Raw genomic sequence first — 26,010 nt, 5'->3', positions numbered from 1 at the left:
CGGGAACAGCGCACCGATGGGCCTGGCTCTAGGGTCAATTCATCGGCGAACGGATCGCCGCCCAGCCAGAGGATGAGCGTCATGACCAAGAGCTTCACCAAGACCGTCGCCGCCGCCCTGACCGTCGCCATGATCAGCGGTTCCTTCGTCTCCAGCGCGTCTGCCTCCGATCGCGGCTTCGAGGTCAAGCCGGTCAAGCAGCACAGCCGCAAGACGGCCGTCGCCGGGGCCCTGCTCGGTGTCACCGGTGCCCTCATCGGCGCGGCGATCATCAGCAACCAGGCCCGTGCGGCCGAGCCTCGCCACCGCAGCTTCCATGATCGCGACGTGCGTCGGGCTGATTACGGTCACCAGCGCCCAGTGCGCTTCGTCGAGGCCGAGGAGGAGTGCTTCGAGAAGCCGATCAAGCGCTTCGACCGCTACTCGGGCGAGACCATCGTCGTCGGCTACAAGACCATCTGCCGGTAAGCCACAGCTGCAAGGCCCGGCGAGCTCATCAATCCCCCGCCCCCCTGGAGCTGAAGCTCCAGGGGGGCGCCCTCGTGGTCATACCGGCTGCGAACGGAAGGTGCGCGAGGCTGCCGGGCACAGCGCCTCAGGGGCGATGGCAGCAGCCAAAAAGCAGACCCAGCGCAATATCCGCGGCCTTGGCAGCGTCCGGCGCTATGTTACCGTGTGTTTAGAGCGGATCCAAAAGCCGCCACCGGCTTCGCCGTCAGAACCTTCGGCGCGGCCAGCACGCAGGGAGGACTACGATGCGCAAGACGCTTGCGGCCGCTGTCGCGGCCTGTTTCGTCGCGGCTGCACCGGCCGCGCATGCCCAGGAAAAACTCAAGATCGGTGTGATGGCGACACTGTCGGGCGCTTTGACGTCCGGCGGTGAAGACGGCGTCCGCGGCGTCCAGATCGCGGCCAAGGAGCTCGGCAACAAGCTCGCCGGACGCGAATTCGAGCTCATCATCACCGCGACCGACGCCAGCCCGGATTCCGCACTGCGTGCGGCCCGCAAGCTGGTCGAGCAGGACAAGGTGCAGCTCATCATCGGGCCGCTGTCGGGCTCCGAAGGCATCGCCATGCGCGACTACAGCAAGACGGTGCCGAACCTCGTCATGGTCAACGGCTCGTCGGGCGCGCTCGAGACGACCTTCGTCAATCCCTCGCCGAACTTCTTCCGCTTCAACAGCGACGGCGCGATGTGGATGGCCGGTCTCGGCGAATACGTGCTGAAGGACAAGGGCTTCAAGAAGATCTCGGTGATCGCCGAGGACTACTCCTTCCCCTATACGCAGGTCTTCGGCTTCGCGATCGGCTATTGCCGGGCGGGCGGCGAGATTGTCCAGCGCCAGTGGGTGCCGCTCGGCACCAAGGATTTCGGCTCGGTGATCGCCAACATCCCCGACGATGTCGACGCCGTCTTCCTCGGCCTGGGCGGCGGTGACGCGGTCAACTTCCTGAACCAGTACAGCCAGACCGGCGGCAAGGCGAAGTTCATCGGCGGCTCGATCATGGTCGACCAGACCGTGCTGTCGTCGAAGGGCGCCGCCAAGCGCCTTCTGGTCGGCACGCCCTCCTCCGGCGGCGTCGCCGACGCCTGGGACGATCCGCGCTGGAAGGCCTGGGTCAAGACCTATCAGGAGGCGTTCCCGGCCGACAAGCGCTTCGCCAGCCCCTCGCTCTTCGCGACCAACTACTACAACGCCGTGATGGCGCTCTCGATCGCGATGGACAAGGTCAAGGGCGACCTCTCGGATGGCGGCGCCAAGCTGCGCGCCGAGCTGGCCAAGGTCGAGCTGAATGCGCCCAACGGCAAGATCCGGCTCGACGACAACCGGCAGGCGATCGCCACGACCTTCATCACCGAGGTCGCCGAGCTGCCCAATGGCGATCTGACCAACAAGTTCGTGCGCGCCGTGCCGGACGTGACGCAGACGCTGGGCCTCTCGCTGGAGGCGTTCAAGGCGATCGGCCTGCCGTCCCGGACCAATCCGGAATGCAAGAAATAGGGCGCGCGAGCGCCTGATGGAGGGGACCCGCGCCAATGCGTGCCCCCTCCGCTTCCGTGACGTCCCGACCCCCGGCGCCTGCGAGCGGATCTCGCGGTGCCAAGCCGGCGGCTTGCCCGACGAGGCCCAGCTTCCTGCGTCGGACCTACTTTCGCGAGGCATCATGAGTCGCGCAGTTGCGGTCTGCCACGGTCCCTTCGGCCGCGTCGCGATCTACGATCTCGACCGCCCGCTGGTGCTGCACGCCCACCGCGAGGCCCATCTGATCTTCTTTCTCGAAGGATCGCGCGGCCTCGTCACCGTGAATGGCCGCACCACGCTGGTCGACCCCTTCATGGGTGTGGCGATCAACCCGTGGGAGCCGCACAATTTCCAGCCGGAACGGGCGGGCGCGCTCGGCCTCTTCCTCGTCGTCTATCTCAAGCCCGAATGGCTCGCGGCCCAGACCATGATGCCGCCTGGCGCGCTCGCCTTCCCGGCGTCCGAGCTGGTGATCACCCGCGAACTCGCCTCCTGGCGCGACGAGGCGGTCGAGATGCTGCTGTCGGCGCATCGCGACCTCAATCTGGCACCAGTGCTGATGGCTCTGGCCCAGGCCTCGAGCGAGCCGATCGGACAGGACCTCGCCTCCGCCCTGCTGCATGTCGCGCCGGAAAGCGTGCTCGACCGGCGGGTGGCGCGGGCGCAGCGCCTGATCGAGGCCCATCCCGCCCATGAGGGCGCGCTCGCACGTGTCGCCCGGGAGGCCGGGCTGTCGCGAGCGCATTTCTTCAAGCTCTTCCGCGAGCAGGTCGGCGTCACCCCGACCGTCTTCGCCAACACCGTCCGGCTTGATGCCGCGCTCGATCGCCTCGTGCTCTCGGGCGATCCGGTGACGCAGATCAGCCAGACGCTCGGCTTCTCCTGCCAGAGCGTCTTCACCCGCTTTTTCACCGCCCATATGGGCATGGCGCCGCGCGATTATCGCCGCGTCCTGCGCCGTATCGGCCAAGTGCCGCAGCTCTCCGGCCCGTCGCTGCGGGCCTGCCATGTCTGATTTCGTCGCCCGCCGCCCGATCTGGTCGCTGATCATCCTGCTGGCGCTCGCCGTCCTGGCCTGGCTCGTCTTTTCGATCTGGACGCCGGGGATGGAGGCGATGTTCGGGCGCAAGCGCGTCTTCCTGAGCGCGCTGTTCAACGGCATCACTCTGGGGGCGCTGTATTTCCTGGTCGCCAGCGGGTTCACGCTGATCTTCGGGCTGATGCGCAACGTCAACCTCGCGCATGGCTCGCTGTATCTGTTCGGCGGCTATGTCGGCTACAGCGTCGGCGAATGGACCGGCTCCTGGCTGATGGCGCTGCTGGTCGCCTTCCTCGTCGTGGCGCTGGCTGGCATCCTCATGCAGGTGCTGTTGTTCCGCTGGATGGAAGGCCAGGACCTCCGCCAGACGCTCGTCACCATCGGGCTCTCGATCATCTTCGCCGACCTGCTGTTGTGGAGCTATGGCGGCGACACCTTCCAGGTCACCGCGCCGGACTGGCTCTCGGGGCCGGTGACGCTGCCCTTGGCGGTCGCGCTGCGCAGCAATGGCGAGGCGGTGATGATGACCTATCCGCTGGTGCGCATCGCCATCCTGATCGGGGCGATCGTCGTCGGCGTGCTGATGTGGCTGGCGCTCAACCGCACGCGGGTCGGCATGCTGGTGCGCGCCGGGGTGGACGACCGCGACATGCTGTCGGCGACCGGCGTGCGCGTGCAACTCGTCTTCGTCATGGTCTTCGCCTTCGGGGCCGGGCTCGCGGGCCTCGCCGGCGTCGTCGGCGGCACCTTCCAGTCGCTGCAGCCGGGCGAGGATACGCGCATCCTGCTGTCCTCGCTCGTCGTCGTCATCGTAGGCGGCATGGGCTCGATCCCGGGCGCGGCGGTCGGGGCGCTGATCGTCGGCCTCGCCGAGCAGTTCGGCTCGGTCTACATGCCGACCTATGCGGTGATGCTGACCTTCCTGATCATGGTCGCGGTGCTGGCGATCAGGCCCGAAGGCCTGGCGGCGAGGCGCTGACGATGGCCATCGCCGACCTCGATCTGGAGCAGCGCGCCCGTCCCCAGGAGGGCTTCGGGGACTGGGTTGCCCGGCGGGGCACCGCCTTCTGGATCGTGGCCGCCCTGCTGCTCGCCATGCCCGCCATCGCCAGCCCGTTCTGGCTTGTCCAGATCATCGCCTATGCGATGATCCTGGGCATGGTCGCGCTCAGCCTGATGTTCCTGGCCGGCTATGGCGGCATCGTCAGCCTCATCCAGATGACGGTGGCGGGCTTTGCCGGTTACCTCGTGGCGATCCTCGGTGGCAGCGCCATCACCCAGATCAGCCTGAACTGGCCATGGTGGACGGCGGTGCCGGTCGCGATCCTGGTCGCGACGCTGTTCGGCACGCTGAGCGGGGCGCTCTCGGTGCGCACCGAGGGCATCTACACGATCATGATCACGCTCGCGATCGCCTCGGCCTTCTACTACCTGACGCTGCAGAACTATACGATCTTCAATGGTTTCAGCGGCTTCAACGGCATCCTGCCGCCGGTCTTCCTGGGCATCGACTGGGGCCAGAGCCTGCCCTTCTACTACCTGACGCTGGCCTGTGCGGGGCTGGCCTATGGCGCGGTGATCTATGTCTCGCGGGCCCCCTTCGGGCTCGCCTTGCAGGGCACGCGCGACAACCCCCGCCGCATGGCGGCGCTCGGCTTCGACGTCGTCGCGCATCGCATCGCCGCCTATACCTTCGCTTCGCTGATCGCCGCCTCGGCAGGCGTGCTGCTGGTCTGGTACCAGCGCCAGATCTCGCCCGGCACGGCCGGCGTCGGGCCCGTCGTCGACATGCTGATCATCGCGGTGGTCGGGGGCCTGAGCCGCCCGATCGGCCCCTTCATCGGCGCGCTCGTCTATGTGCTGCTGCGCACCTTCGCGCTCGACGTGCTCGAGGGTGTCGGCCTCGACGGGCGGCGCTACCAGCTGCTGATCGGGCTCGGCTTCCTGGTCATCGTGCTGTTCTCGCCCGACGGGCTGATCGGCATCTTCCAGCGGCTGCGCGAGCGCTATCGCCGCGGCCGCGACGCCCGCGACAGCCAGATGGGCTCCGGCGGAGGCGCACCATGAGCGCGGTCGTCTCCCGCGAGCGGCTGACGGCGGCGGGCTCCGCCAACGCGCTCGAACTGCGCGGGGTCTCGCGGCTGTTTGGCGCGCTGGCGGCGCTGACCGACATCACGCTCTCGGTGAAGCCCGGCGAGCGGCGCGCCGTGCTGGGCTCGAACGGGGCGGGAAAGACGACGCTGTTCAACTGCGTCACCGGCGATTTCGCGCCGAGTTCGGGCGTGATCCGCTTCTTCGGCGAGGACGTTACCGCCTTTCCGCCGCAGGAGCGGATCCGGCGGGGTCTGCGCCGGACCTACCAGATCTCGTCGCTGTTCACCGGGCTTTCGGTGCTCGACAACGTCTATCTCGCCTGCCGGGGTGTCTCGCGGAACCGCTTCTCGCTGCTGCGCCCGCGCCGGGACGACGCGCTGGTCCATGCGGCCGAGACGCTGGTCGAGGCGGTGCATCTCTCGGCCGTCAAGGACAGGCTGGTCGGCGAGCTCGCCTATGGCCAGCAGCGCCAGCTCGAGATCGCGCTCGCCCTGTCTGGCGCGCCCCGCTTCATCCTGTTCGACGAGCCGGCGGCGGGGCTCTCGCCGACCGAGCGGCGCGACCTCGTCCACATCCTCACCTCGCTGCCGAGCCATATCGGCTACATCATCATCGAGCACGACATGGATGTGGCGCTGCGCGTCGTCGAGAGCGTGACGATGATGCACAACGGCCGCATCTTCAAGGAAGGCGCGCCTCAGGAGATCGAGAGCGACCCGGAAGTCCAGGAGCTCTATCTCGGCGGCGGACATGTCGGAGGCGGGCATGGCTGAGCGCCTCAAGGCCCCGCCCGGCGTCGGCGTGCCGATCCTGCAGATCGCCGGTCTCAACGTCTTCTATGGGCGCTCCCATGCGCTGCAGGGCGTCGACCTCACGCTCCAGAGCGGCGTGCTCTCCGTGGTCGGCCGCAACGGCATGGGCAAGACGACCATGTGCAAGGCGATCATGGGGCTGGTGCCGGTCAGCTCGGGCTCGATCCGCTTCTTCGGCGAGGAGATCGCGGGGCGCAGCCCGGCCGAGATCGCGCGGCTCGGCATCGGCTATGTGCCGCAGGGGCGCCGGCTCTGGCGCTCGCTCACAGTCGACGAGCATCTGCGGCTGATGCAGCGCTCCAAGCGCGGGGCCTGGACGCCGGAGCGGATCTACGAGGCCTTCCCGCGGCTGGCGGAGCGCCGCAACAATGGCGGCGCCCAGCTCTCGGGCGGCGAGCAGCAGATGCTGGCGATCAGCCGCGCCCTGCTGATGAATCCGCGCCTGCTGATCATGGACGAGCCGACGGAGGGTCTCGCGCCCGTCATCGTCGCCCATGTCGAGGAGATGCTGGTGCGCCTCGCCGAGCAGGGCGACGTGGCGATCCTCGTGATCGAGCAGAATATCGGTGTCGCGACCGAAATGTCGGACCCGGTCGCCATCATGGTCAATGGCCGGATCAACCGCATCATCGCATCAGTGACGCTGGCCGGCGACCGCGACCTGCAGCAGCGCCTGCTCGGCGTCGGCCGGCACAGCCATGACGAAACCGACGGCGCGCCCGAACCGGCGGAGACGTCCGAAAACGGGGCGGCCCTCGCCCCAGCCCCGCCGAGCGGCCCGATGCGGGTCTACAACGCCAATCCGGTCATCCCGACGCGCTGGTCGCAGCCCGTCCCGGCGGCGCGGATCGAGGCGCAGGCGCGGACGATCTCGCGCCCGACGCTGGCGACGCGCGACGGCACCCGGGTCGCGGACGGCCGGCGCCAGGCGCCCTCGGGCAGCGGCGAGCCGCATGTCATCGTCGTCGGCACGCTCGACACAAAGGGCGAGGAGCTGCGCTTCATCCGCGATCTCGTCCAGGCCGACGGGGTTCGGGCGCGGCTCGTCGACATCTCGACCTCGGGCCGCAGTGCCGGCGGCGACGTCACCCCGCAGGAGATCGCGCTCGCCCATCCGCGCGGCTCGGCCGGCATCGCGTCGGGTGACCGCGGCGCGGCCGTGGCGGCGATGACGGAGGCGTTCAAGGCCTGGCTCCCGCGCCAGCAGGGCGTTCTCGGCGTGATCTCGGCCGGTGGCTCGGGGGCGACCGCGATGGTGACGCCGGCGATGCAGGCCCTGCCGATCGGGCTGCCGAAGCTGATGATCTCGACCATGGCCTCGGGCGATGTCTCGGCTTATGTCGGCGCCGCCGACATCACCATGATGCATGCCGTCACCGATGTGCAGGGGATCAACCGGGTCTCGCGGCTGGTGCTCGGCAACGGGGCGCGGGCGATGGCCGCCATGGCCAAGGCGCGGCTGGCCGATCTCACCAGACCGGCGACGACGCGGCGCGCCGAGCCCGAGAAGCCGCTCGTCGGGCTCACCATGTTCGGCGTGACGACGCCCTGCGTGCAGCAGGTCTCGCGGCTGCTGGAGGCCGACTGGGAGCCGCTCGTCTTCCACGCCACCGGCACGGGTGGGCGGGCGCTGGAGAAGCTGGTCGACTCCGGGCTGGTCGGGGCCGTCATCGACGTCTCCACCACCGAAATCTGCGACATGATGATGGGCGGCTTCCTGCCGGCGACGGAAGACCGCTTCGGCGCGATCATCCGCACCCGCATCCCCTATGTCGGCTCCGTCGGGGCGCTCGACATGGTCAATTTCTTCGCGCCCGAGACGGTGCCGGAGCGCTACCGGGGCCGCAATCTCTATCCGCACAACCCGCAGATCACGCTGATGCGGACGACCGCCGAGGAGAACGCCCGGATGGGGCGCTGGATCGGCGAGCGGCTGAACCTGATGGAGGGGCCGGTGCGCTTCCTCCTGCCCGAGCGCGGCGTCTCGGCGCTCGATGCCCCCGGCAAGCCCTTCCACGATCCGGCCGCCGACGCCGCCCTGTTCCAGGCGCTGGAGCAGACCGTGCGCCAGACGCCGACGCGGCAGCTGATCCGCTGCCCGCATCACATCAACGACCCGGCCTTCGCCGCCGCCCTCGTGCAGCAGTTCCGCGCGCTGCATGCGGGGCGCCGGCGCGAGCGGGCGAAGGCAGGAGGGGCCTGATGGCGAGCTTCGACAAGAAGAGCCTGCTGAAGCGCTTCCGGGCGATGGTGAAGGCCGGCGAGCCGATCGTCGGCGGCGGCGCCGGCACCGGGCTGTCGGCCAAATGCGAGGAGGCCGGCGGGATCGACCTCATCGTCATCTACAATTCCGGTCGCTACCGCATGGCCGGCCGCGGCTCGCTCTCCGGGCTCATGCCCTATGGTGACGCCAACGCCATCGTCATGGAGATGGCGGCCGAGGTGCTGCCGGTGGTGAAGTCGACGCCGGTGATCGCCGGCGTCTGCGGCACCGACCCGTTCCGGCGGATGGACGTCTTCCTCGACGAGGTCGCGCGGATCGGCTTCGCCGGGGTGCAGAACTTCCCGACCGTCGGGCTGATCGACGGCATCTTCCGCAAGAACCTCGAAGAGACCGGCATGGGCTTTGGCCTCGAGGTCGAGATGATCCGACTCGCCAACGCCAAGGGCCTGCTGACGACGCCCTATGTCTTCTGCGAGGCCGATGCGCGCGCCATGGCGAAAGCGGGCGCCGACATCATCGTCTGCCATCTCGGGCTGACGACGGGCGGGGCGATCGGCGCCGAGACGGCGCTGAAGCTCGCCGACTGCCCGGCGCTGGTCGATGCCTGGGCCGCGGCCGCGCTCGCGGTCAAGAAGGACGCGCTCATCCTCGTGCATGGCGGCCCGGTCGCCGAGCCGGCGGATGCCGACTTCATCATGAAGCACACGAAGCACTGCCATGGCTTCTACGGCGCCTCCTCGATGGAGCGCCTGCCGGTAGAAGTCGCGATCCGCGACCAGACGCGCGCCTTCAAGCGCATCGGGCGCGATCTCACGAACAAAAAGTCCACCGGCAAGGCGGGCAAGGGCCGGAACCTATGAGGGTGTGTCTTGATCCAACCGCGCGGGTCATCCCGGGCGACCGAAGGGAGACCCGGGATCCATTCCGGGCCGGTTCAGGAATGGATCCCGGATCGGCGCCGCTGACGCGGCTTGTCCGGGATGACGACGACGTTTCGAACCAAACAGCGACATGGATTGGGAGGGCCTCACGATGACGGGACAGCTGATCGGATCGCTGATCCTCTGGCTGATCGTGGCGGTGATCGTCATCGCCATTGTCGTCTATCTGGTGAACTGGCTGTATCGGCGCTCGTCGAAGGAGGTCTCCTTCGTCCGCACCGGCCTGTTCGGCGAGCGGGTGGTGATCAATGGCGGCGCCTTCGTGCTGCCGATCATCCACGACGTCACGCCCGTCAACATGAACGTGCTGCAGCTCGCCGTGACGCGCGCCAGCAACGACGCGCTGATCACCCGCGACCGGATGCGCGTCGACATCGACGCGGAGTTCTATGTCCGGGTGAAGCCGGAGCGGGATTCGGTCTCGGTCGCGGCCGCGACGCTGGGCCGCCGCACGCTCCAGCCCGACCAGCTCCACGCCCTGCTGTCGGGCAAGTTCATCTCGGCGCTGCGCACCGTCGCCTCCGAGATGACGATGGAGGAGATGCACGAGCAGCGCGGGATGTATGTCCAGCGCGTCAAGGAGGCCGCGGCCGAGGCGCTCGACCAGAACGGCCTGCTGCTGGAATCGGTCGCGCTCACCGACCTCGACCAGACCGACCTGCAGTATTTCAACCCCTCCAACCGCTTCGACGCCGCCGGCCTGACGCGGATCATCGAGGAGATCGAGGACAAGCGGAAGCTGCGCAACGACATCGAGCAGGATTCGATGATCCGCATCCGCACCCGCAACCTCGAGGCGGAACGCCAGGCGCTCGACATCGAGCGCGACAGCGAGGCAGCGCGCCTCGAACAGCAGCGCGAGATCGAGATCAAGCGCGCCGTGCAGCGGGCCGAGATCGCCCGCGAGCGCGCGGCCCGCGATACGGAAGCCGAGCAGGCGCAGATTCTCTCGCGCGAGGAGATCGAGAAGTCGCGCATCTCCAACGAGCGCGCGATCAGCGAGGCGCGCATCGCCTCCGAGCGCGACATCCGCCAGCAGGAGATCGCGCGGACGCAGGCCGTCGAGGAGGCCGAGATCAGCTCGCGCGAGCTGATCGAGAAGGCCCGCATCGCCAATGAACAGGCGATCAGCGCCGCCCGCATCGCCTCCGAGCGCGACATCCGCCAGAAGGAGATCGAACGCGCGCAGACGCTCGAAGCCGCCGAGATCGCGGCGCGGGAGGCGACCGAAAAGGCGCGCATCCTGCAGGAAACCGCGATCAGCGCCGAGCGCATCATCCGCGAGCAGGAGATCCGCAACCGCGAGATCGAGCGCACCCGCGTGCTCGACCAGGAGGACATCGCGGCGCGCGAGGCGGTCGATACCGCCCGCATCGGCCAGGAGGAGCGCGTCCGCGCGCTCGGCATCGCCCGCAACCGCGCCCTCGACGAGGCCGAGATCGCCGCCCGCGAGGCGGTCGAGAAGGCCCGCATCGCGCAGGAAAACGTGCTCACGGCCGAGCGCATCGCGCTGGAGCAGCGCAAGCGCCTGCTCGAGATCGAGCAGACCGAGACGATCGAGTCCGCCGAGATCGCGGCGCGCGAGAGCGTCGAGAAGGCGCGCATCAGCCAGGAGCGGACCGTCGCCAGCGAGCGCATCCGCCGCGACGAGGAGGTCCGCAATCTCGAGATCGCCCGCAACCAGGCGATCGACACCGCCGAGATCGCCGCGCGCGAGGCGACGGAAGCCGCGCGCATCGCCCAGGAGAAGGTCGTCGCTGCCGAACGGATCGCGGCGGAACTCGCCACGAAGGAGCTGGAGATCCGCCGCAACGCCGATCTCGACACCGCCGAGCTGAAGCGCCGCGACACCGTCGAGCGCCGGCGCATCGCCACGGAACTCGGTCTGGACGAAGAGCGCATCGACGCGGCGAAGTCCCGCGAGATGCTGCAGATCGCCCAGAAGAAGGCGGTCGAGGTGGCGGAGGAAGACCGCGCCATCGTGCTCGCCGCCAAGAGGGTCGAGCGCACCGACGCCGACAGCGCGCTGCGCCAGGCCGAGATCGCCGCCAAGCAGCAGGTCGAATCCGTCGACATCGTCCGCGAACAGGCGCTGGAGGCTGCCCGGATCGAGCGCCGGCGCGCGCTGGAGCAGCTCGAGATCGCCCGGACTCAGGCTCTGCAGGAGGCGCAGATCGCCTCCAACGAGGAGGTCGAGCGCGCCCGCATCTCGTCGGATCGCGGGCTCGACGAGGCCCGAGTCGGGCGCCAGCGCGAGCTGCGCAAGCTGGAGATCGCGAGGGAGCGCGATGTCGAGGCGGCCGCCATGGACAAGGCGATCGCGCTCTACACCAAGTCGCTTGAGGAATCCGCCGCCCAGGCCAATGCCGAGAGCGCCCGCGCCAAGGCGGTCGAGGCCGAGGAACAGGTCAAGACGATCCGCGAGAGCGAAGGTGCGAAACGGCGCAAGACCGTCGAGGTGCTGCTCGCGGAGAAGGCGGCCGAGGAATCCAACATCGCCGCCGCGGCCGACAAGGTGCGCCGCACCGTCGAGGCCGAGGCCCAGAAGCTGCTCTACGAGGCCGAGAACGTGCTCAGCGACGGCGCCCGCTACGGGCTGTTCCGGCGCCGCCTGCTCGACAAGATCGAGGGCATCGTGCGCGAGAGCGTCAAGCCGATGGAGAAGATCGAAGGCATCCGCATTCTCCATGTCGACGGGCTCGCCGGTGGCAGCGGCTCGGGCGGAGCCGGCGGTGCGGCGCGCTCGCCCACCGACGAAGTCATCGAGTCGGCACTGCGCTACCGCGTCCAGGCGCCGATGATTGACCAGGTGCTGAAGGAGATCGGCATCGAGGGCGGCAACCTCGCCAAGATGGGCGGTCTGATGCGCGAAGCGTCCGACATGCAGCGCGTCGCCAAGGATGCGCAGCCGGCCAGGCCGAAGAGCGGCGGCGATGCCAAGAGCGAGCCTACGACCGGCGGCGAGGGCCCTGCCCCCGAAGCCGGCCCCGGCAAGACCTCCTGAGGCTGCAGCATCATGCCCCGCGTCTACGTCTCCAGCGTCATCTCCGCCCCCGCCGCCAAGGTCTGGGCCCGCGTGCGCGATTTCAACGGCCTGCCGAACTGGCATCCGCGCATCGCCGAAAGCCGGATCGAGAATGGCGAGCCCGCCGACAAGGTCGGCTGCATCCGCGCCTTCTCGCTGCGCAGCGGCGACCGGCTGCGCGAGCAACTGCTCGGGCTCTCCGACTACGACATGTTCTGCACCTACTCGATCCTGGATTCGCCGATGCCGCTGACGAATTACGTCGCGACGCTGCGGCTCACGCCGATCACCGACCAGGAGCGCACCTTCATCGAATGGTCGGCCGATTTCGACTGTGCGCCGGAGCGCGAGGCGGAACTGGTCGAGGGCATCGGCACCAATGTCTTCCAGGGCGGTTTCGACGCCCTCAAGCGCGCATTCGGGGGATGAGGCATGCCTCACGTCGTCCGCAGCACGATCATCGACGCGCCGGTCGACCTGCTCTGGTCGGTGCTGCGCGACTTCAACGGCCATGACCGCTGGCACCCGATCGTCGCCCGTAGCGAAATCGAGCGCGGCCACCCGTCCGACCGGATCGGCTGCGTGCGCCGGTTCTGGCTGCAGGACGGCAGCGAGCTGCGCGAGCAACTCCTCACGCTGTCGGACCTGGAAATGACCTTCAGCTACTGCCTGCTCGACACGCCGATCCCGCTCTTCAACTACGTCGCCCATGTCCGGCTGCTGCCGGTGACCGACGGCAACCGCGCCTTCTGGCACTGGGAGAGCCGCTTCACCACGCCGCGCGGCCGCGAGGCGGAGCTCGCCCGCATCGTCGGCGACGAGGTCTACACCAACGGTATCGAGGCGGTGCGCCGCCTGCCCGAACTCGCACGAGAGGCGGTCTGACATGCTCGCTGTGAGAAGCTGCGCGACGCTTTCCGAGGCCGCGGGCATCCTGTCCGGGGACCGGCAGGCGGTGCTGATCGGCGGCGGCACGCTGGTGATGCGCGACGTCAATGAGGGCCGGCTGACCGAGGGCACGCTGCTGCGCGTCACCGACCCGGCCTTCCGGCGGATCGAGGCCCATGGCGCCCGCATCGAGCTCGGCGGCGGGGTCACGATGGGCCAGATCCTGGCCAGCCGCGAGCTCGCCTTTCTCCACGCGCCGGCCCGTGCGATCGGCGGCCCGGCCGTGCGCAACATGGCAAGCGTGGGTGGCAATCTCTTTGCGCCCGCTCCTTACGGCGACTTCACCGTGGCGCTGCTCGCGCTCGATGCGCAGGTGGTGGTGCAGTCCGGCTTCGGCAGCGGGCGGGCGACGCCGCTGGAGGAGTTCCTGGCGGCCCGCGAGCGCATGGGGCCGGCGCTGGTCAGCGCGATCCAGTTCCCGCGGCCGGCCAATCCGGGCGATTTCCACTTCCGGAAGATCAGCCGGGTCAAGCCGAAGGGGATTTCGGTGCTGTCGATCGCCGCGCATCTGCCGCTGGAGGGCGGGCGGGTGAGCCAGGCGCGGGTGGCCTATGGCGCGATGGCGCCGACGCCGATCCGCGCGCGCGGCGTCGAGCGGGCGCTGGAGGGCAAGGCACTCGATGCCGCGGCCGTCGCCGCCGCCAAACAGGCCGCGCTCGAAGGCTGCCGCCCCGCGACCGATGCGATCGCCAGCGAGTGGTATCGCCGCGAGGTCCTGCCCGTTCATCTCGGCCGGCTGCTCGCCGGCGAGCCCCGCTGAGGAGCGCGCGATGGCCAAGATTCCCGTCCAGTTCCGCCTCAACGGCACCGACCGGGCCGCCTTCGTCGATGCGCCGGAGACTCTCCTCAACACGCTGCGCCGGAGCATGGGCGACTTCGCCCCGAAATATGGCTGCGGCCAGGGAGCCTGCGGCGTCTGCACCGTGCTGATCGACGGCGAGCCGCATCTCTCCTGCCTGACGCTTTCGGTCGCCTGCGAGGGCCGGCAGGTCGAGACGGCATCCGGGATGGCGAACGGACCCGAGCTGCACCCGCTGCAGGCGCAGTTCATGGAGCATTTCGCCGCGCAATGCGGGTTCTGCACGCCGGGCATGCTGACGGCGGCGCGAGCCCTGCTCGACACAAACCCCAACCCCACCCGCGACGAGGTCATCGAAGCCATCAGCGGCAACATCTGCCGCTGCACCGGCTACGAACCGATCGTCGCCGCGATCCTCGCCGCCGCCGGTTCGCCCGGCCTGCGCCGCGCCTGAGGGAGTCCGACATGCTAGAACTCCGCAAGGACCTCTTCGCCGATGAGCGCGACGACAACCTCAACGTCGTCGGCAAGGGCATCCAGCGTCAGGATATGCCCGGCCATGTCACCGGGCTGACGCGCTATTTCGACGACCATGCTTTCGATGGGATGCTGCATCTCAAGGTGGTGCGCAGCCCCCATGCCAGCGCGCGCATCCGTTCGATCGACGTTTCGGCGGCGGCGCGCGCACCGGGCGTGAAGCGCGTGCTGCGCGCCGCCGACGTGCCGGTGAACAAGAACACGCTGCTCAGCCTGATCAATTTCGGCAAGGACGACGAGCCCTCGCTGGCGGTCGACAAGGTGCACTATGTCGGCGAGCCCGTCGTCGCCATCATCGCCGAGAGCGAGGCGCAGGCGCTGGCCGCGAAGAAGCTCGTCCGCATCGACTATGAGCCGATGCCCGCCGTTTTCGATGTCGAGGAGGCGCTGAAGCCGGGCGCGCCCGTCGTCAACGAGACCTATCCCGCCAATTACTTCGAATATCACGAGCGCTTCGACCATCAGAAGCTGCGCTTCGGCGATGTCGAGCGCGCGTTCGCGGGCGCCGACATGGTGCTCGAACATCGCTACCAGATGTCGCCGATCGAGCATGCGCCGACCGAGACCAATGGCTCGATCGCGGCGCCCGAGCAGAACGGCCGCTTTGTCGTCCATTCCTGCGCGCAGGGCCTGTTCTTCGCGCTCGGCACCGCGGCCAAGATCGTCGCGGTCGAGTCCAACCGCCTGCATTTCATCGGCGGAACGGTCGGCGGCGGCTTCGGCGGCAAGGTCGACTCGCTCACCGAGCCGCTGGCGGTGCTGGGCGCAATGGTGACGGGCCGCCCGGTCCGCTTCGTGCTCGATCGTGAGGAGGAGATGCTCTACGGCTCGCCGCGCGGGGCCGAGCGCATCTACATCAAGGATGCGCTGATGCGCGACGGGCGCATCGTGGCCCGCTACATCCGCAGCTATTTCGATGCCGGTGCCTATACGCGGCTGTCGAGCTATGCCGCGATCAAGTGCACGGCGCATCTGCCGGGTCCGTACTGGATCCCCAACGTCGCCTCCGACGTGCATGTCGCCTACACCAATCGCTGCCCCTCCACCGCCATGCGCGGCTTCGGCATCACGGCGGTCGATTTCGCGCTGGAGGTCCAGATGGACCGGCTGGCCGAAGCGGCCGGCATGGACCCGATGGAGTTCCGGATCCTCAACGCCTATCGCGACGGGGACATGAAGCCGCATCGGCGCAAGGCCTCGAACACGGCGCTGATCGAATGCGTTCAGGTCGCCGCCGGGAAGGCCAACTGGCCGATCTCGGAACAGGGCCAGCGGCAGTCGTCCCTGACAGGCGGCGGGGCCGGCGAGCGCGGGCAGATCCCTGCGACCGTGCTCGACGCGCGCGGCCAGATCGGCCGGCCCGAGACGCGGCAATCGGGCCCGACGCAGACCCTGCCGGCCGGCACCTCCCGGATCGCCTTGAGCAAGCAGCCGGTGATGGAGGGCGCCCGCGACGGACGCGCCGCACCAACCCAGGTGCCGCGCTACGAGCCGGCGCGCCCCACGACGCAGCCGGTAACGCAGCCCTTGGCGCCGGCTGCCTATGCGCCGCAGCCCTCGCCCTACCAACCGGTCGCCGGCCAGCAGCCCCCGCCCTATCAGCCGCCTCCGGCTCCGCCGTCGCCCGCACCAGCGCCCGCCGCCCAGACCCAGCATGGCGCGGTGCGCTTCTCGTCCGTCTTCGGCAGGAGGCGTTGAGATGTTTCATGGGCACGCATCAGCAGGCCTCAGAGCATCGACCGAATGGCTCTCCCCCTCCCCCTTGTGGGGAGGGGATAGGGGTGGGGGTCGCGGGGCAGAGGCATGCGATCTCCGAAGCCACACATCATTGATGCCGGGTACCTTCTTGTTGGACGCTCACCAGGCGGCGCCACCCCCACCCCTATCCCCTCCCCACAAGGTGGAGGGAAAGAGGCTCGCTTTGCCGCGGCCTCACCAGAAAGGCTCCTGATCATGGCCCGTCACGAAGGGCGCGGCATGGCGTCGGTGAACTACCCGATCGGGATGAATCTCGGCGGCGACCCGAGCCAGGCGCTGATCCATTCCAACCCCGACGGCAAGTTCACCGTCGCGCTCTCGGCCATCGATCTCGGCCAGGGCATGAAGCAGGTCTCGCGGCAGATCGCGGCGGAAACGCTCGGCGTGCCCGTCGAGGACGTCTATGTCGACACGGCCGACAGCGACACCGGCCCCCATGACATGGGCTCCTTTGCCTCGCGCGGCACGCATCGCATGGGCAACGCCATCATCGTCGCAGCCCGCGAGGCGCGCGGCGTGCTGCTGGAGGCGGCGGCCGAGGAGCTCGAGGTCGATGCCGGCGACCTCGTCACCGACGGCCGCGGCAACATCCATGTCCGCGGCGCGCCCTCGCGCTCGATCACGGTCAAGGCCACCGCCCAGGCGGCGCAGTTCAAGCAGGGCAAGACGATTGCCGGGCGCGGCATCTTCCTGATCCCGCTCTCGGCGGTCGATGCCGAGACCGGCGAGATGAACCCCAACACCGCCTTCGCCCATGCCTGCCTCGTGGCCGATGTCGCGGTGGACGACGAAACCGGCGAGGTCGAGGTGCTCAGGATGACCAGCGCCTATGAACTCGGCCGGGTGATCAATCCGCGCATGGTCGAGCAGCAGCTCGTCGGCGGCGCCTGGATGGGCATGAGCCACGCCCTCTACGAGACGCCCGAGCCCTATTATCCCGACACCGCCCATGGCCCGCGCGACTTCAGCGAATATCTGATGCCGGGCCCGGGCGAGATCGCGCCCTATCACGTCACGGTGCTGGAGCGCCCGGCGCCGGACGGGCCATTCGGCGGCAAGGGGCCGGGCGAGATGTGCGCCAATCCGGTCCTGCCGGCGATCGCCAACGCCGTCTACAACGCCGTCGGCGTGCGCGTCGACGAGTTGCCGATCACGCCCGAGAAGATCCTGCGCGGCCTCAAGGCCAATGGCGGGGTCAAGCCCGGCCCGCGCCGGGGCGGCCCCGTGAACTGGCGGTGACGGCATGGCGCTGCGCACCACCGTCGCCGGAATCTCGAGCCCCGAGGACCTCGCTTTGGCCCTGACGGGCGCGATGTATCTCGCCGATGACGGCATCGCCACCGCCGGCTATCTTTCGCTCGCGCTCGGCAAGCCGCTGCTGCTGGAAGGCGCACCCGGCGTCGGCAAGACCGAGGCTGCCAAGGCCATCGCGGGCATCCTCGGGCGCCAGCTGATCCGGCTGCAATGCTTCGAGGGCATCGACGCGTCGGCCGCGCTCTATGAATGGAACTATCCGCGCCAGATGCTGGCGATCCGCCAGGCGCGGGAGGGCGAGACGCTCGACATCTACCGCGACGATTTCCTGATCGAGCGGCCGATGCTGACGGCGCTGCGCCGGCCGGAATCCACCGTGCTGCTGATCGACGAAATCGACCGCTCAGACCATGAATTCGAGGCCTTCCTGCTCGAATTCCTCTCCGATTTCTCGATCTCGATCCCCGAGCGCGGGACCTTGCGCGCCGCCGAGCGCCCGGTCGTGGTGCTGACCTCGAACCGTACGCGCGAGCTGCACGAGGCGCTGCGCCGCCGTTGCGTCTACCACTACATCGCCTATCCCGAGCCCGAACGGGAGGCGCAGATCATCATGATGCGCTCCTCGGCCGTCGCCGAGGGCACGGCGCGCGCCGTCGTCCACGCCATCGGGCTCTTGCGGCAGGAGCCGCTGGCCAAGCCACCGGGCGTGGCGGAAGCCGTCGACTGGGCGGAGGCCGCGACCGCGCTCGCCCAGGCCGGAGCGCCCTGGCCGGAGGCCTTCCGCCGGTCGCTGGGCACCGCGATCAAGGACGAGGAGGATTTCGTCCACTTACGCCCCCGCCTGCCGCTGATCATCCCGGGGCTGGCGGCATGATCGCCCCCCTCCCCGCCGCGGCACGCCTGTTCGTTGCCTTCCCAACGTTGCTGCGCGGCCATGGGTTCTCGGTCGCGCCGGAGCAGACGACGAGCTTCCTGATGGCGATCGAGCTGCTCGGGCCGCGCAGTGTCGAGCACATCCGCAAGGCGGCGGTCGCGACGCTCGCGCCCCATCCCGAACAGCGCGACCTGTTCGACGCGCTGTTCGACCTGCATTTCCTCGGCGCCCTCGCGGAACCCGGCGACGAGGATTTCGCCCCCGACGAGGAGATGGCGGTGCAGGAGGATTCGGGCTCGCGCGAAATCCTCGTCGGCGAGGAGGTCAACGAGACGGGGCAGGCCGCCACCGGGGCCGAAGCCCTATCCGTGCGCGCCTTGCAGCCGCTCGACGAGGCCGAGACCCTGCGCCGCTTCGCCCGGGCGCTGCCGGCCGCCCTGCCCCGCCGCCGCGGCTACCGCCATCGCGGTGCCAGGCGAGGGCAAAGCGTCGATCTCGCCCGCAGCCTGCGCGCCGCGATCCGCCATGACGGTGAGGTGATGAGCCTGAAGAAGCTCCGGCGCGTCACGCGGCCCCGGCCGATCCTGCTGCTGATCGACGTGTCCGGCTCGATGAAGCAGCGCAGCGACGCCAATCTCGCTTTGGCGCATGCGATCGTCCAGGCCACGCCACGCGTTGAGGTCTTCACCTTCGGCACAAGGCTGACGCGGGTGACGCGCGCGCTGCGTCGCAAGCGGCGTGAACAGGCACTGGCCGAGGCATCGGGTCTCGTCGCCGACTGGGATGGCGGCACCCGGATTGGTGATGCATTGCAGGCCTTCCTCGCCGTGCCGCGCTTCGCGTCTTACGCGCGCGGCGCCGTCGTCGTCGTGTTGTCCGATGGGCTCGAACGCGGCGATCCGGCCGCGCTGGTCTCGGCGGTGGCGCGGCTTGCGGCCCGCGCCCACCGCATCGACTGGCTGACGCCGCTGGCCAGCGATCCCGGCTACCGGCCGGAGACCGAGGCGCTGCGCCTGATCGCACCCGCGCTCGCCAGCCTGGGCAATGGCGGCAGCACGGCGCGGATCTGCCGCCACATCCTTTCGCTCGGAGGCTCAGCCGCGGCATGACCGGAACCGTCGATTCGCATTTCCACATCTGGCGCCAGGCCGACCTGCCCTGGCTCGTCGGCCCGATGCAGCCGCGCATTTTTGGCCCCTATGAGCCGATCCGGCGCGACTATCCGGTCGCGGAGTACCTCACGGATTGTCGCCCCTGCGGCGTGACGCAAGCCGTCTATGTCCAGGCGAACTGGGCGCCGGCGCGTCATCTCGACGAGGTCGCCTTCGTCTCGCAGGCCTCCGACGACTCCGGCTTCCCGATCGCCATCGTCGCCTATGCCGACATGCTCGCAGAAGACGTCCGGCCGCAGCTCGACGCGCTGGCGTTGAACCCGCGGGTGCGCGGCGTGCGGATGCAGCTGCACTGGCACGACAACCCGCTCTATCGCTTCGCCAGCGGCGCCGATCTCTGCCGCAACCCGCTCTTGCAGGCCAATATCGGCCGGCTGGCCGGTTACGGCTTCAGCTTCGACCTGCAGGTCTTCGCCCCGCAGATGGCGGGCGCAGCCGAACTCGCCGCGGCCTGCCCGCAGGTGCCCTTCGTGCTCCAGCATGCCGGCATGCTGGAGGATGTCTCGCCAGACGGCGTGGCGCAGTGGCGCGACGGCATGGCCGCCCTCGCCGCCCGGCCGAACATCGTCAGCAAGCTCTCGGGACTCGGCACCTTCCTGCGCCGCAACGATCCCGCGCAGATTGCCTTCGTCGTCGCGGAAACGCTCGCGCTGTTCGGCGCGGAGCGCTGCCTGTTCGGGTCCAATTTCCCGATCGAGAAGCTCTGGACGACCTATGCGGACCTGATCGGCGCCCATCGCGCCGCCGTGCCGCCAGACGCCGCCGATCACATCTTCAGCCACACCGCGCGGCGGGTCTACCGCCTCGCCCAGCCCTGACGGGAGAGACTCCATGGCGCTCGAAATCAAGATCCTCGACTATGGCGACATCGAGCTGGAATCGAGCTTCCTCGTGCTCGGCCGCGACTGCGGCCGCACGCGGCGTGTGCCGACCTATGGCTTCCTGATCCTCGGCGGCCCCTGGCCGGTGGTGGTCGATACCGGCTACCGGCACAACCAGATCATGGAAAGCCTGGGCATGCGGGGCCTGCAATTCCACGAGAACATGATCGAGAACCAGCTCGCTAAGCACGGCGTGCGGATGGGCGACGTGCGCTACGTCATGCACACCCATCTCCATATCGACCATGCCGGGAAGGACGAACTCTTCCCGATGAACACGACCGTCATCGTCAACCGGCGCGAGCTCGAATACTCGGTCTCCGGGCTGATGCACCCGCAATATCCGGCGCCGGACATCAAGCACCTGATCGACCGGCTGCACACGCGCGACGCGCTGCGCTTCGAGGATCTGGAGCTCTCGGGGATGATCGAGCTGTTCCCGGGCTGCTATCTGGAGGCGGCCGGCGCCCATACCGAGGGCTCGATGAACGTGCATGTCGACACGGTCGAGGGGCGCGCGATCCTCTGCGGCGACGTGATCTACGACTTCAACGATCAGATCGTCACGCCCTTCCACGAGATCAGCGCCAACGAGCCACGCACCACCGGCAATCACGGCGTTTCCAAGCGCGAGGAGAAGGCCGCGATCAAGAAGCTGCTCTCGACGGGCAAATTCCTGCTGCCGGTCCATGACAAGCCGGCCAAGATCGCCCATGGCCAGGTCGTCGGCCGCATGGATATGGCGGTTCCCGGCCCGGTCGTGCAGTCGCTGCCGCCGCGCAACTGGTTCGCGGCGTAAGGGCCTGCCGCCATGACCACACACATCGCCGTCCGCCCGGCCTTCGCCGACCTCGTCGATCTCTGGGCGCCAGTGCGCCAGCTCGGCACCGGCTTCGAATTCTGCGAAGGGCCGGTCTGGCATCCGCGCGAACAGCATCTGCTGTTCTCCGACATGCCCGGCGATGTCCGCCGTCGCTGGGACAAGAGCGGCGTGCGCGAGGTCATGCGTCCCGCCAACAAATGCAACGGCATGACCTATGATGCCGACCTCAGCCTGATCGTCTGCGAGCACGCCACCTCCTCGCTGATCCGCGAGCGGCCGGACGGCCGGCGCGAGGTGCTGGCCTCGCATTTCGAGGGGCAGGAGCTCAACAGCCCCAACGACGTCGTGGTGAAGTCCGACGGGTCGATCTACTTCTCCGACCCCTGGTATGGCCGCATGCCGGTCTTCGGCGTCGAGCGACCGCGGCAGCTCGGCTTCCAGGGGGTCTACCGCATTCCCCCCGGAGGCGGCGAACCGCAGCTCCTGGTCGACCGCTATCTCTTCGACCAGCCCAACGGCCTGTGCTTCTGCCCGACGGAGGACCGGCTTTTCGTCAACGACACGGTCCAGCACAACATCCGCGTTTTCCCGATCCTGCCCGACGGGCGGCTGGGACCGGGGCGCATCTTCGCCTCCGGAATCGCCTCGGCCAGCGAGCCCGGCGTCCCCGATGGCATGAAATGCGACGCGCAGGGCAATCTATGGGTTTGCGGCCCCGGCGGCGTCTGGATCTACACGATCAAGGGCGAATTGATCGGCAAGCTGCGCGTGCCCGAACTGGTCGGCAACCTGACCTGGGGCGGGCCCGACTGGCGCACGCTGTTCCTGACCGCGACGCATTCGCTCTATGCCGTCGAGACCAAGATAGGCCCGCGGGCGGAGCCTTATATGAAGGCCGGCGCCGGCCCGCGCGAACGCGGCGCAGCGACGGAGCCGGTGTCCGGCGTCAAGCCCGCCGCGACGATCGCCGCCAGCGGCGCAAAGAAGGCGGCGGCCGGCTACCGGCTCGATCCGGCGCGCTGCGCGCTGATCATCCAGGACATGCAGAACGACGTGGTGATGGAAGGCGGCGCCTTCGCGTCGTCCGGTTCGCCGGAGCATTGCAAGCAGCAGAACGCGATCGCAAACGCGGCTCGTCTGGCGCAGGCGGCACGCTCGCGCGGCATTCCGGTGATTCATGTCTGGTTCGTGGTCGAAGCGGGCGCGCCGGGCGTCACCATGAATGCGCCCCTGTTCGAAGGGTTGGCCGACGCCAAGGCGCTGGTGCGCGGAACCTGGGGCTGCGCGGCGGTGCCGGGTCTGGAGGCGCAAACCGGCGACCATGTCGTCGAGAAGTGCCGCATGAGCGCGTGGGAGGGGACACGGCTCGAAACCGTGCTCAAGGCGCTGGGCCGCGACGTCGTCATCGTCACCGGCGCCTGGACCAACATGTCGATCGAGCACACGGCGCGCAGCGGCGCCGACAAGGGTTATTTCATGTTGGTGCCGGAGGATGCCTGCTCGACCATGAACGCCGAATGGCATGCGGCGTCGGTCAATTACGCGCTGCAGAATGTCTGCGTTGTCACCGATGTCGACGCGGTCATCGCTGCCACCGCGTGATGACGCCCCCCCGCTGAAGGCAATGCGCCGCTCCGGCTCACGCCGCACGGTTGATCCCCATCATCTGTGTCTGCGGCCCGTCCCATGACGCTGCGCCACAGCCACGCCCCCTCCCGCGCGCCGATTTCGCGATGGCGTCGGCCGGGTTATGGTCGTGGCGATGGCCGGCTGAGGGAGCGATCGGATGTCTTTCGGGGCGCGCCTCCTGGGCGCCTTCACCGCTGTGGCGGTACTGGTTCTCGCGCAAGGGGGGCTCAGCTGGTGGGTGGCCGAGAAAGCGGAGCTGCAGGTCGTTCGCGGCCGCGTCGCCGGCGATCTCCAGTCCGGCTTCCTCACCTTGTCGGCGACCAAGCAACGCCTGCGCGCCTGGTCGCTGCGCGCGCTGATCGGCGCCGAGCATGAGCGCAACGACGGCGAGGCACTGCGCAGCAGCATGGCCGACACCATCACCCGGCTGCAGGGGCTCAGCCGGGAAGCCAACCGGCTGACCGGCGCAGCGCGCGGCAACACAGACGATGCGCGCCGCGACGATGCGCTCAGGCTGCTGGCAGCCAGCGTGGTGGCGCTGAAACCCGCCATCGAGACGATCAACCAGCGCGGCTCCTCGGCCGATGTGCTGACGGCCTGGGCGGCGCTGGAAGCGGTGTTCGACCGTGGCGCCGGCCGCGATCTGCGCGAGGTCCTCAATGAGAGCATCCGCACGGAAACCGAGCTGCTCGCCAGCCGCCGCGCCGATGCCGACCGGGCGCTGGCGGCGCTGAAGCTGCAATCCCTGCTGATGACGCTGCTGCTGAGCCTGTGTGCGCTGGGTCTGGCCGGCTATTTCGCGCGCGCCCTGCGCCGGCCGCTGTCCGAGATGATGCGGGGCGCCCTCGCCTTTCAGCAAGGCGACCTTCGCCACCGCATTCCCGTCAGCGGGCGGGACGAATTCGCCAGCTTCGCCGGCAGCATCAACCGCATGGCGGCCGAGCTCTCGGAGCGCCGCGAGCAGGAGGCGAAGATCCGCGCCGAGCTGGAGAGCCTGGTCGCCGACCGGACGATCGAACTCGAGGCGGCGCTGGACGGGCTGAGACAATCCGAGCACCGGCGCCGACAGCTGCTCGGCGACATCAGCCATGAGTTGCGCACGCCGACGACGGCGATCCGCGGCGAGGCCGAGATCGCGCTGCGCGGCAGCAAGACGGAAGCGGACTATCGCGGAGCCCTGGCCCGGGTCGGACAAGCTGCCCAGCAGCTCGCGGCGCTGATCGACGACCTGATCATGATGGCGCGCAGCGATGGCGAGACGCTGGCGCTCGACCTGCAGGTCCGCGATGTCCGCATGTGCCTCGAAGAGGCGCTGGTGAACGTCACCGCAACGGCGGCGCAGCGCGACATCGGGCTCGCCGTCACCACAGCGGACGACCCAGCGGCATTCCGCCACGATCCGGTCCGCATCCAGCAGATCATCACGCTTCTGCTCGACAACGCGATCCGCTATTCGCATCCGGGCTCAACGGTGACGGTCGCGAGTGCGGTGCTGCGCGAGGGCGCGAAGGCGCCGGTCTGGCAGCTCGTCATCGCCGATGAGGGCATCGGGATTGCGCCCGAGGACGTGCAGATGGTGTTCGAGCGGACCTACAGAGCCTCCAATGCGCGCAGCCACCGCCCCGAGGGCACGGGGCTGGGGCTGGCGATCGCCCGTGCGCTCGCGCAGCGGCAGGGCGGCCAGATCGCGCTGGCGAGCGAACTGGGCCGGGGGACGACGGTAAGCTTGCGCTTCCCGCTCGAGGCTTCAGGGCGGCACGCGCCGCACGACGAAGGACAGCGTGCATGAACATCCTGATCGTCGAGGACGATCCGCGGGTGGCGGACTTTCTCGAGCGCGGCCTGCGGGCCGAAGGCTACCGTGTCCGCGTCGCGCGCGACGGACCGGCCGGAATCGCACTGGCGCGGGAACTGGCCGCCGCCTGGCGCGAGACGGAGCAGCCCGGCGTCATCCTGCTCGATCTGATGCTGCCGGTGATCAACGGCATCGAGGTCTGCCAGACGCTGCGGGCGAGCGGCATCGCGACGCCGATCATCATGCTGACCGCGCTCGGGGCCGTTGAGGACCGCATTTCCGGGCTGCGCATGGGCGCCGACGATTATCTGGTGAAACCCTTCGCCTTTGAAGAGCTGCTCGCGCGCATCGAGGCGCTGATGCGGCGCTCGCGCGATGTCCGGCCCGTCGCCAGCCGCAGCCTCGTCGTGGGCACGCTCGAACTCGACCGCTCCACCATGCGCGTCACACGGGCCGGGACCGAGCTCTCCATGACGGCGCGCGAACTGGCGCTGCTGGAGCTGTTCATGTCGGCGCCCGGCCGTGTCCTGAGCCGGGAGCGCATTCTCGCCAATGTCTGGGGGGTCGACGAAGACCCCCTGACCAATGTGGTCGATGTCTATGTCCGCCGCCTGCGCAGCAAGATCGACCCGGACGGCCAGCCCTCCGCGATCACCACCTTGCGCGGACTCGGCTACCGGATGGAGCCCTGAGGGCGCCATCCGGATCCTGCCGTTGTATCCGCGCGCGTCGGCTCAGTTGCCGAAGGGCAGCGAGGAGTGGTGCTGGACGATGCGGATTACGCCGCGGTCGTCCTTGCGGAAGGTCCAGGACTTGTCGACGGTGGTGACCTTGCCGTCCTTGTCGGTGAAGGAGACATTGCCGAGCGTCGTCGCCGTCGCCCCGTTGAGCTGGATCGCCGCGTTCTGAACCTCGACCTTGCGCCAGCCCTTCAGCGCGAAGCCGGTGTCATTGGGAAACTTGGGATTGCCGCCGACGAAATAGGCCAGCGCGCCTTCGCGCGTCGTCCGGAAGGTCTGCGGGCTCTTGGTCAGGGTCGGCTTGAACAGGACCGGGCCGAGATTATAGCCGTAAGCCCCGTCGAGCGCGCCCTCGGCTGCGGCTTTCGCGGCGGCGAAGCCCTTTGTGTCGTTCTCCTGGGAGATGGCGACGACAGCATCGCCCCAGTTCTTCTGGGCCACCAGAACCTCGGCCTCGCTGATCGTGCTGTTGTAGCGCTCGAACGCCGAGGCCGAGCCGACACCGAGCGAGACAACGAGAGCACCACTTGCGAGAAGGCTCTTCACCGTGCGCGTTGACATGTTCCAATCTCCAGTTGCGACCGCGTTTCGGGCCTGACGGGAAACTGGAGATCGGTTCTGATCGGCGCCTGTCGTCCACA

General features: G+C 68.9%; 23 protein-coding genes. 22 read left to right on the top strand and 1 reads right to left on the bottom strand.

All coding sequences use genetic code 11. The annotated features are described in order from the left end of the window. Positions 1–81 precede the first annotated feature (81 nt). From Q8S38_RS17580 to Q8S38_RS17475, 22 genes are all read left to right on the top strand, one after another. Positions 82–468, top strand: coding sequence for a hypothetical protein (locus Q8S38_RS17580; protein WP_305679384.1), 387 nt, complete (start codon positions 82–84; stop codon positions 466–468). A gap of 287 nt (positions 469–755) precedes the next feature. Beyond that, on the top strand, positions 756–2,003 hold the full coding sequence (locus Q8S38_RS17575; protein WP_305681679.1) for an ABC transporter substrate-binding protein: 1,248 nt from the start codon (positions 756–758) through the stop codon (positions 2,001–2,003). Between the two features lie 163 nt (positions 2,004–2,166). Beyond that, positions 2,167–3,039 (top strand): helix-turn-helix transcriptional regulator, encoded by an 873-nt coding sequence (locus Q8S38_RS17570; protein ID WP_305681678.1) that lies wholly within the window; start codon positions 2,167–2,169, stop codon positions 3,037–3,039. Then, positions 3,032–4,042, top strand: a complete 1,011-nt coding sequence (locus tag Q8S38_RS17565) for a branched-chain amino acid ABC transporter permease (RefSeq protein WP_069054945.1) — start codon at positions 3,032–3,034, stop codon at positions 4,040–4,042. The genes Q8S38_RS17570 and Q8S38_RS17565 overlap by 8 nt, the downstream gene beginning before the upstream one ends. 2 nt (positions 4,043–4,044) lie before the next feature. Next, entirely contained in the window at positions 4,045–5,130 is a 1,086-nt protein-coding gene (locus tag Q8S38_RS17560) for a branched-chain amino acid ABC transporter permease (RefSeq protein WP_305681677.1), read from the top strand. Then, complete coding sequence (locus tag Q8S38_RS17555) at positions 5,127–5,930, top strand: ABC transporter ATP-binding protein (protein WP_305681676.1); 804 nt, start codon at positions 5,127–5,129, stop codon at positions 5,928–5,930. The genes Q8S38_RS17560 and Q8S38_RS17555 overlap by 4 nt, the downstream gene beginning before the upstream one ends. Continuing rightward, entirely contained in the window at positions 5,923–8,172 is a 2,250-nt protein-coding gene (locus Q8S38_RS17550) for an ABC transporter permease (protein ID WP_305681675.1), read from the top strand. The genes Q8S38_RS17555 and Q8S38_RS17550 overlap by 8 nt, the downstream gene beginning before the upstream one ends. Next, positions 8,172–9,053 carry a phosphoenolpyruvate hydrolase family protein gene (locus Q8S38_RS17545; RefSeq protein WP_305681674.1) on the top strand — a complete coding sequence of 294 codons (882 nt, stop codon included), beginning with the start codon at positions 8,172–8,174 and terminating at the stop codon, positions 9,051–9,053. The genes Q8S38_RS17550 and Q8S38_RS17545 overlap by 1 nt, the downstream gene beginning before the upstream one ends. A gap of 172 nt (positions 9,054–9,225) precedes the next feature. Next, positions 9,226–12,138 carry a flotillin family protein gene (locus tag Q8S38_RS17540; protein WP_305681673.1) on the top strand — a complete coding sequence of 971 codons (2,913 nt, stop codon included), beginning with the start codon at positions 9,226–9,228 and terminating at the stop codon, positions 12,136–12,138. A 12-nt stretch (positions 12,139–12,150) separates the two neighbouring features. After that, positions 12,151–12,588: an SRPBCC family protein gene (locus tag Q8S38_RS17535; protein WP_305681672.1), complete on the top strand. Its 438-nt coding sequence runs from the start codon at positions 12,151–12,153 to the stop codon at positions 12,586–12,588. A gap of 3 nt (positions 12,589–12,591) precedes the next feature. Beyond that, on the top strand, positions 12,592–13,044 hold the full coding sequence (locus tag Q8S38_RS17530) for an SRPBCC family protein (RefSeq protein WP_069054938.1): 453 nt from the start codon (positions 12,592–12,594) through the stop codon (positions 13,042–13,044). A gap of 1 nt (position 13,045) precedes the next feature. After that, the gene (locus Q8S38_RS17525) at positions 13,046–13,867 is read left to right on the top strand and encodes an FAD binding domain-containing protein (protein WP_305681671.1); all 822 of its coding nucleotides are present in this window, start codon (positions 13,046–13,048) and stop codon (positions 13,865–13,867) included. Between the two features lie 10 nt (positions 13,868–13,877). Continuing rightward, a complete protein-coding gene (locus Q8S38_RS17520; RefSeq protein WP_305681670.1) occupies positions 13,878–14,360 on the top strand; it encodes a (2Fe-2S)-binding protein in 483 nt (160 codons plus the stop codon). 11 nt (positions 14,361–14,371) lie between these two features. After that, entirely contained in the window at positions 14,372–16,141 is a 1,770-nt protein-coding gene (locus tag Q8S38_RS17515; RefSeq protein ID WP_305681669.1) for a xanthine dehydrogenase family protein molybdopterin-binding subunit, read from the top strand. A 255-nt stretch (positions 16,142–16,396) separates the two neighbouring features. Continuing rightward, positions 16,397–17,440 carry a xanthine dehydrogenase family protein molybdopterin-binding subunit gene (locus Q8S38_RS17510; protein ID WP_305681668.1) on the top strand — a complete coding sequence of 348 codons (1,044 nt, stop codon included), beginning with the start codon at positions 16,397–16,399 and terminating at the stop codon, positions 17,438–17,440. A 4-nt stretch (positions 17,441–17,444) separates the two neighbouring features. Then, positions 17,445–18,329: an AAA family ATPase gene (locus tag Q8S38_RS17505; RefSeq protein ID WP_305681667.1), complete on the top strand. Its 885-nt coding sequence runs from the start codon at positions 17,445–17,447 to the stop codon at positions 18,327–18,329. Continuing rightward, positions 18,326–19,438: a vWA domain-containing protein gene (locus Q8S38_RS17500; RefSeq protein WP_305681666.1), complete on the top strand. Its 1,113-nt coding sequence runs from the start codon at positions 18,326–18,328 to the stop codon at positions 19,436–19,438. Before Q8S38_RS17505 ends, Q8S38_RS17500 begins: the two co-directional genes overlap by 4 nt. Further along, the gene (locus tag Q8S38_RS17495) at positions 19,435–20,319 is read left to right on the top strand and encodes an amidohydrolase family protein (RefSeq protein WP_305681665.1); all 885 of its coding nucleotides are present in this window, start codon (positions 19,435–19,437) and stop codon (positions 20,317–20,319) included. The genes Q8S38_RS17500 and Q8S38_RS17495 overlap by 4 nt, the downstream gene beginning before the upstream one ends. 13 nt (positions 20,320–20,332) lie before the next feature. Continuing rightward, positions 20,333–21,181 carry an N-acyl homoserine lactonase family protein gene (locus Q8S38_RS17490; protein ID WP_305681664.1) on the top strand — a complete coding sequence of 283 codons (849 nt, stop codon included), beginning with the start codon at positions 20,333–20,335 and terminating at the stop codon, positions 21,179–21,181. Between the two features lie 12 nt (positions 21,182–21,193). Continuing rightward, positions 21,194–22,807: an isochorismatase family protein gene (locus tag Q8S38_RS17485; RefSeq protein WP_305681663.1), complete on the top strand. Its 1,614-nt coding sequence runs from the start codon at positions 21,194–21,196 to the stop codon at positions 22,805–22,807. A 184-nt stretch (positions 22,808–22,991) separates the two neighbouring features. Beyond that, positions 22,992–24,623, top strand: a complete 1,632-nt coding sequence (locus Q8S38_RS17480) for a sensor histidine kinase (protein ID WP_305681662.1) — start codon at positions 22,992–22,994, stop codon at positions 24,621–24,623. Beyond that, positions 24,620–25,321, top strand: a complete 702-nt coding sequence (locus Q8S38_RS17475) for a response regulator transcription factor (RefSeq protein ID WP_305681661.1) — start codon at positions 24,620–24,622, stop codon at positions 25,319–25,321. The genes Q8S38_RS17480 and Q8S38_RS17475 overlap by 4 nt, the downstream gene beginning before the upstream one ends. Before the next feature lie 42 nt (positions 25,322–25,363). Here the strand turns inward: Q8S38_RS17475 and Q8S38_RS17470 are convergent, their stop codons facing one another. Continuing rightward, a complete protein-coding gene (locus Q8S38_RS17470) occupies positions 25,364–25,930 on the bottom strand; it encodes a hypothetical protein (protein ID WP_305681660.1) in 567 nt (188 codons plus the stop codon). Between the last annotated feature and the right edge of the window lie 80 nt (positions 25,931–26,010).

Origin of the sequence: Allobosea sp., assembly GCF_030695125.1 — a bacterium.
GTDB lineage: Bacteria > Pseudomonadota > Alphaproteobacteria > Rhizobiales > Beijerinckiaceae > Allobosea.
The sequence above is the reverse complement of the archived record's forward strand: the minus strand, read 5'-3'. Positions and strand labels throughout refer to the sequence as shown.

Bases quoted from the DNA above. Each gene is read 5' to 3' on its own strand.
- Q8S38_RS17530 (WP_069054938.1), top strand. From the start codon at position 12,592: ATGCCTCACGTCGTCCGCAGCACGATCATCGACGCGCCGGTCGACCTG.
- Q8S38_RS17560 (WP_305681677.1), top strand. From the start codon at position 4,045: ATGGCCATCGCCGACCTCGATCTGGAGCAGCGCGCCCGTCCCCAGGAG.
- Q8S38_RS17480 (WP_305681662.1), top strand. From the start codon at position 22,992: ATGTCTTTCGGGGCGCGCCTCCTGGGCGCCTTCACCGCTGTGGCGGTA.
- Q8S38_RS17525 (WP_305681671.1), top strand. From the start codon at position 13,046: ATGCTCGCTGTGAGAAGCTGCGCGACGCTTTCCGAGGCCGCGGGCATC.
- Q8S38_RS17495 (WP_305681665.1), top strand. From the start codon at position 19,435: ATGACCGGAACCGTCGATTCGCATTTCCACATCTGGCGCCAGGCCGAC.
- Q8S38_RS17505 (WP_305681667.1), top strand. From the start codon at position 17,445: ATGGCGCTGCGCACCACCGTCGCCGGAATCTCGAGCCCCGAGGACCTC.
- Q8S38_RS17515 (WP_305681669.1), top strand. From the start codon at position 14,372: ATGCTAGAACTCCGCAAGGACCTCTTCGCCGATGAGCGCGACGACAAC.
- Q8S38_RS17555 (WP_305681676.1), top strand. From the start codon at position 5,127: ATGAGCGCGGTCGTCTCCCGCGAGCGGCTGACGGCGGCGGGCTCCGCC.
- Q8S38_RS17485 (WP_305681663.1), top strand. From the start codon at position 21,194: ATGACCACACACATCGCCGTCCGCCCGGCCTTCGCCGACCTCGTCGAT.
- Q8S38_RS17580 (WP_305679384.1), top strand. From the start codon at position 82: ATGACCAAGAGCTTCACCAAGACCGTCGCCGCCGCCCTGACCGTCGCC.
- Q8S38_RS17510 (WP_305681668.1), top strand. From the start codon at position 16,397: ATGGCCCGTCACGAAGGGCGCGGCATGGCGTCGGTGAACTACCCGATC.
- Q8S38_RS17535 (WP_305681672.1), top strand. From the start codon at position 12,151: ATGCCCCGCGTCTACGTCTCCAGCGTCATCTCCGCCCCCGCCGCCAAG.
- Q8S38_RS17550 (WP_305681675.1), top strand. From the start codon at position 5,923: ATGGCTGAGCGCCTCAAGGCCCCGCCCGGCGTCGGCGTGCCGATCCTG.
- Q8S38_RS17575 (WP_305681679.1), top strand. From the start codon at position 756: ATGCGCAAGACGCTTGCGGCCGCTGTCGCGGCCTGTTTCGTCGCGGCT.
- Q8S38_RS17570 (WP_305681678.1), top strand. From the start codon at position 2,167: ATGAGTCGCGCAGTTGCGGTCTGCCACGGTCCCTTCGGCCGCGTCGCG.
- Q8S38_RS17475 (WP_305681661.1), top strand. From the start codon at position 24,620: ATGAACATCCTGATCGTCGAGGACGATCCGCGGGTGGCGGACTTTCTC.
- Q8S38_RS17545 (WP_305681674.1), top strand. From the start codon at position 8,172: ATGGCGAGCTTCGACAAGAAGAGCCTGCTGAAGCGCTTCCGGGCGATG.
- Q8S38_RS17520 (WP_305681670.1), top strand. From the start codon at position 13,878: ATGGCCAAGATTCCCGTCCAGTTCCGCCTCAACGGCACCGACCGGGCC.
- Q8S38_RS17500 (WP_305681666.1), top strand. From the start codon at position 18,326: ATGATCGCCCCCCTCCCCGCCGCGGCACGCCTGTTCGTTGCCTTCCCA.
- Q8S38_RS17490 (WP_305681664.1), top strand. From the start codon at position 20,333: ATGGCGCTCGAAATCAAGATCCTCGACTATGGCGACATCGAGCTGGAA.
- Q8S38_RS17470 (WP_305681660.1), bottom strand. From the start codon at position 25,930: ATGTCAACGCGCACGGTGAAGAGCCTTCTCGCAAGTGGTGCTCTCGTT.
- Q8S38_RS17540 (WP_305681673.1), top strand. From the start codon at position 9,226: ATGACGGGACAGCTGATCGGATCGCTGATCCTCTGGCTGATCGTGGCG.
- Q8S38_RS17565 (WP_069054945.1), top strand. From the start codon at position 3,032: ATGTCTGATTTCGTCGCCCGCCGCCCGATCTGGTCGCTGATCATCCTG.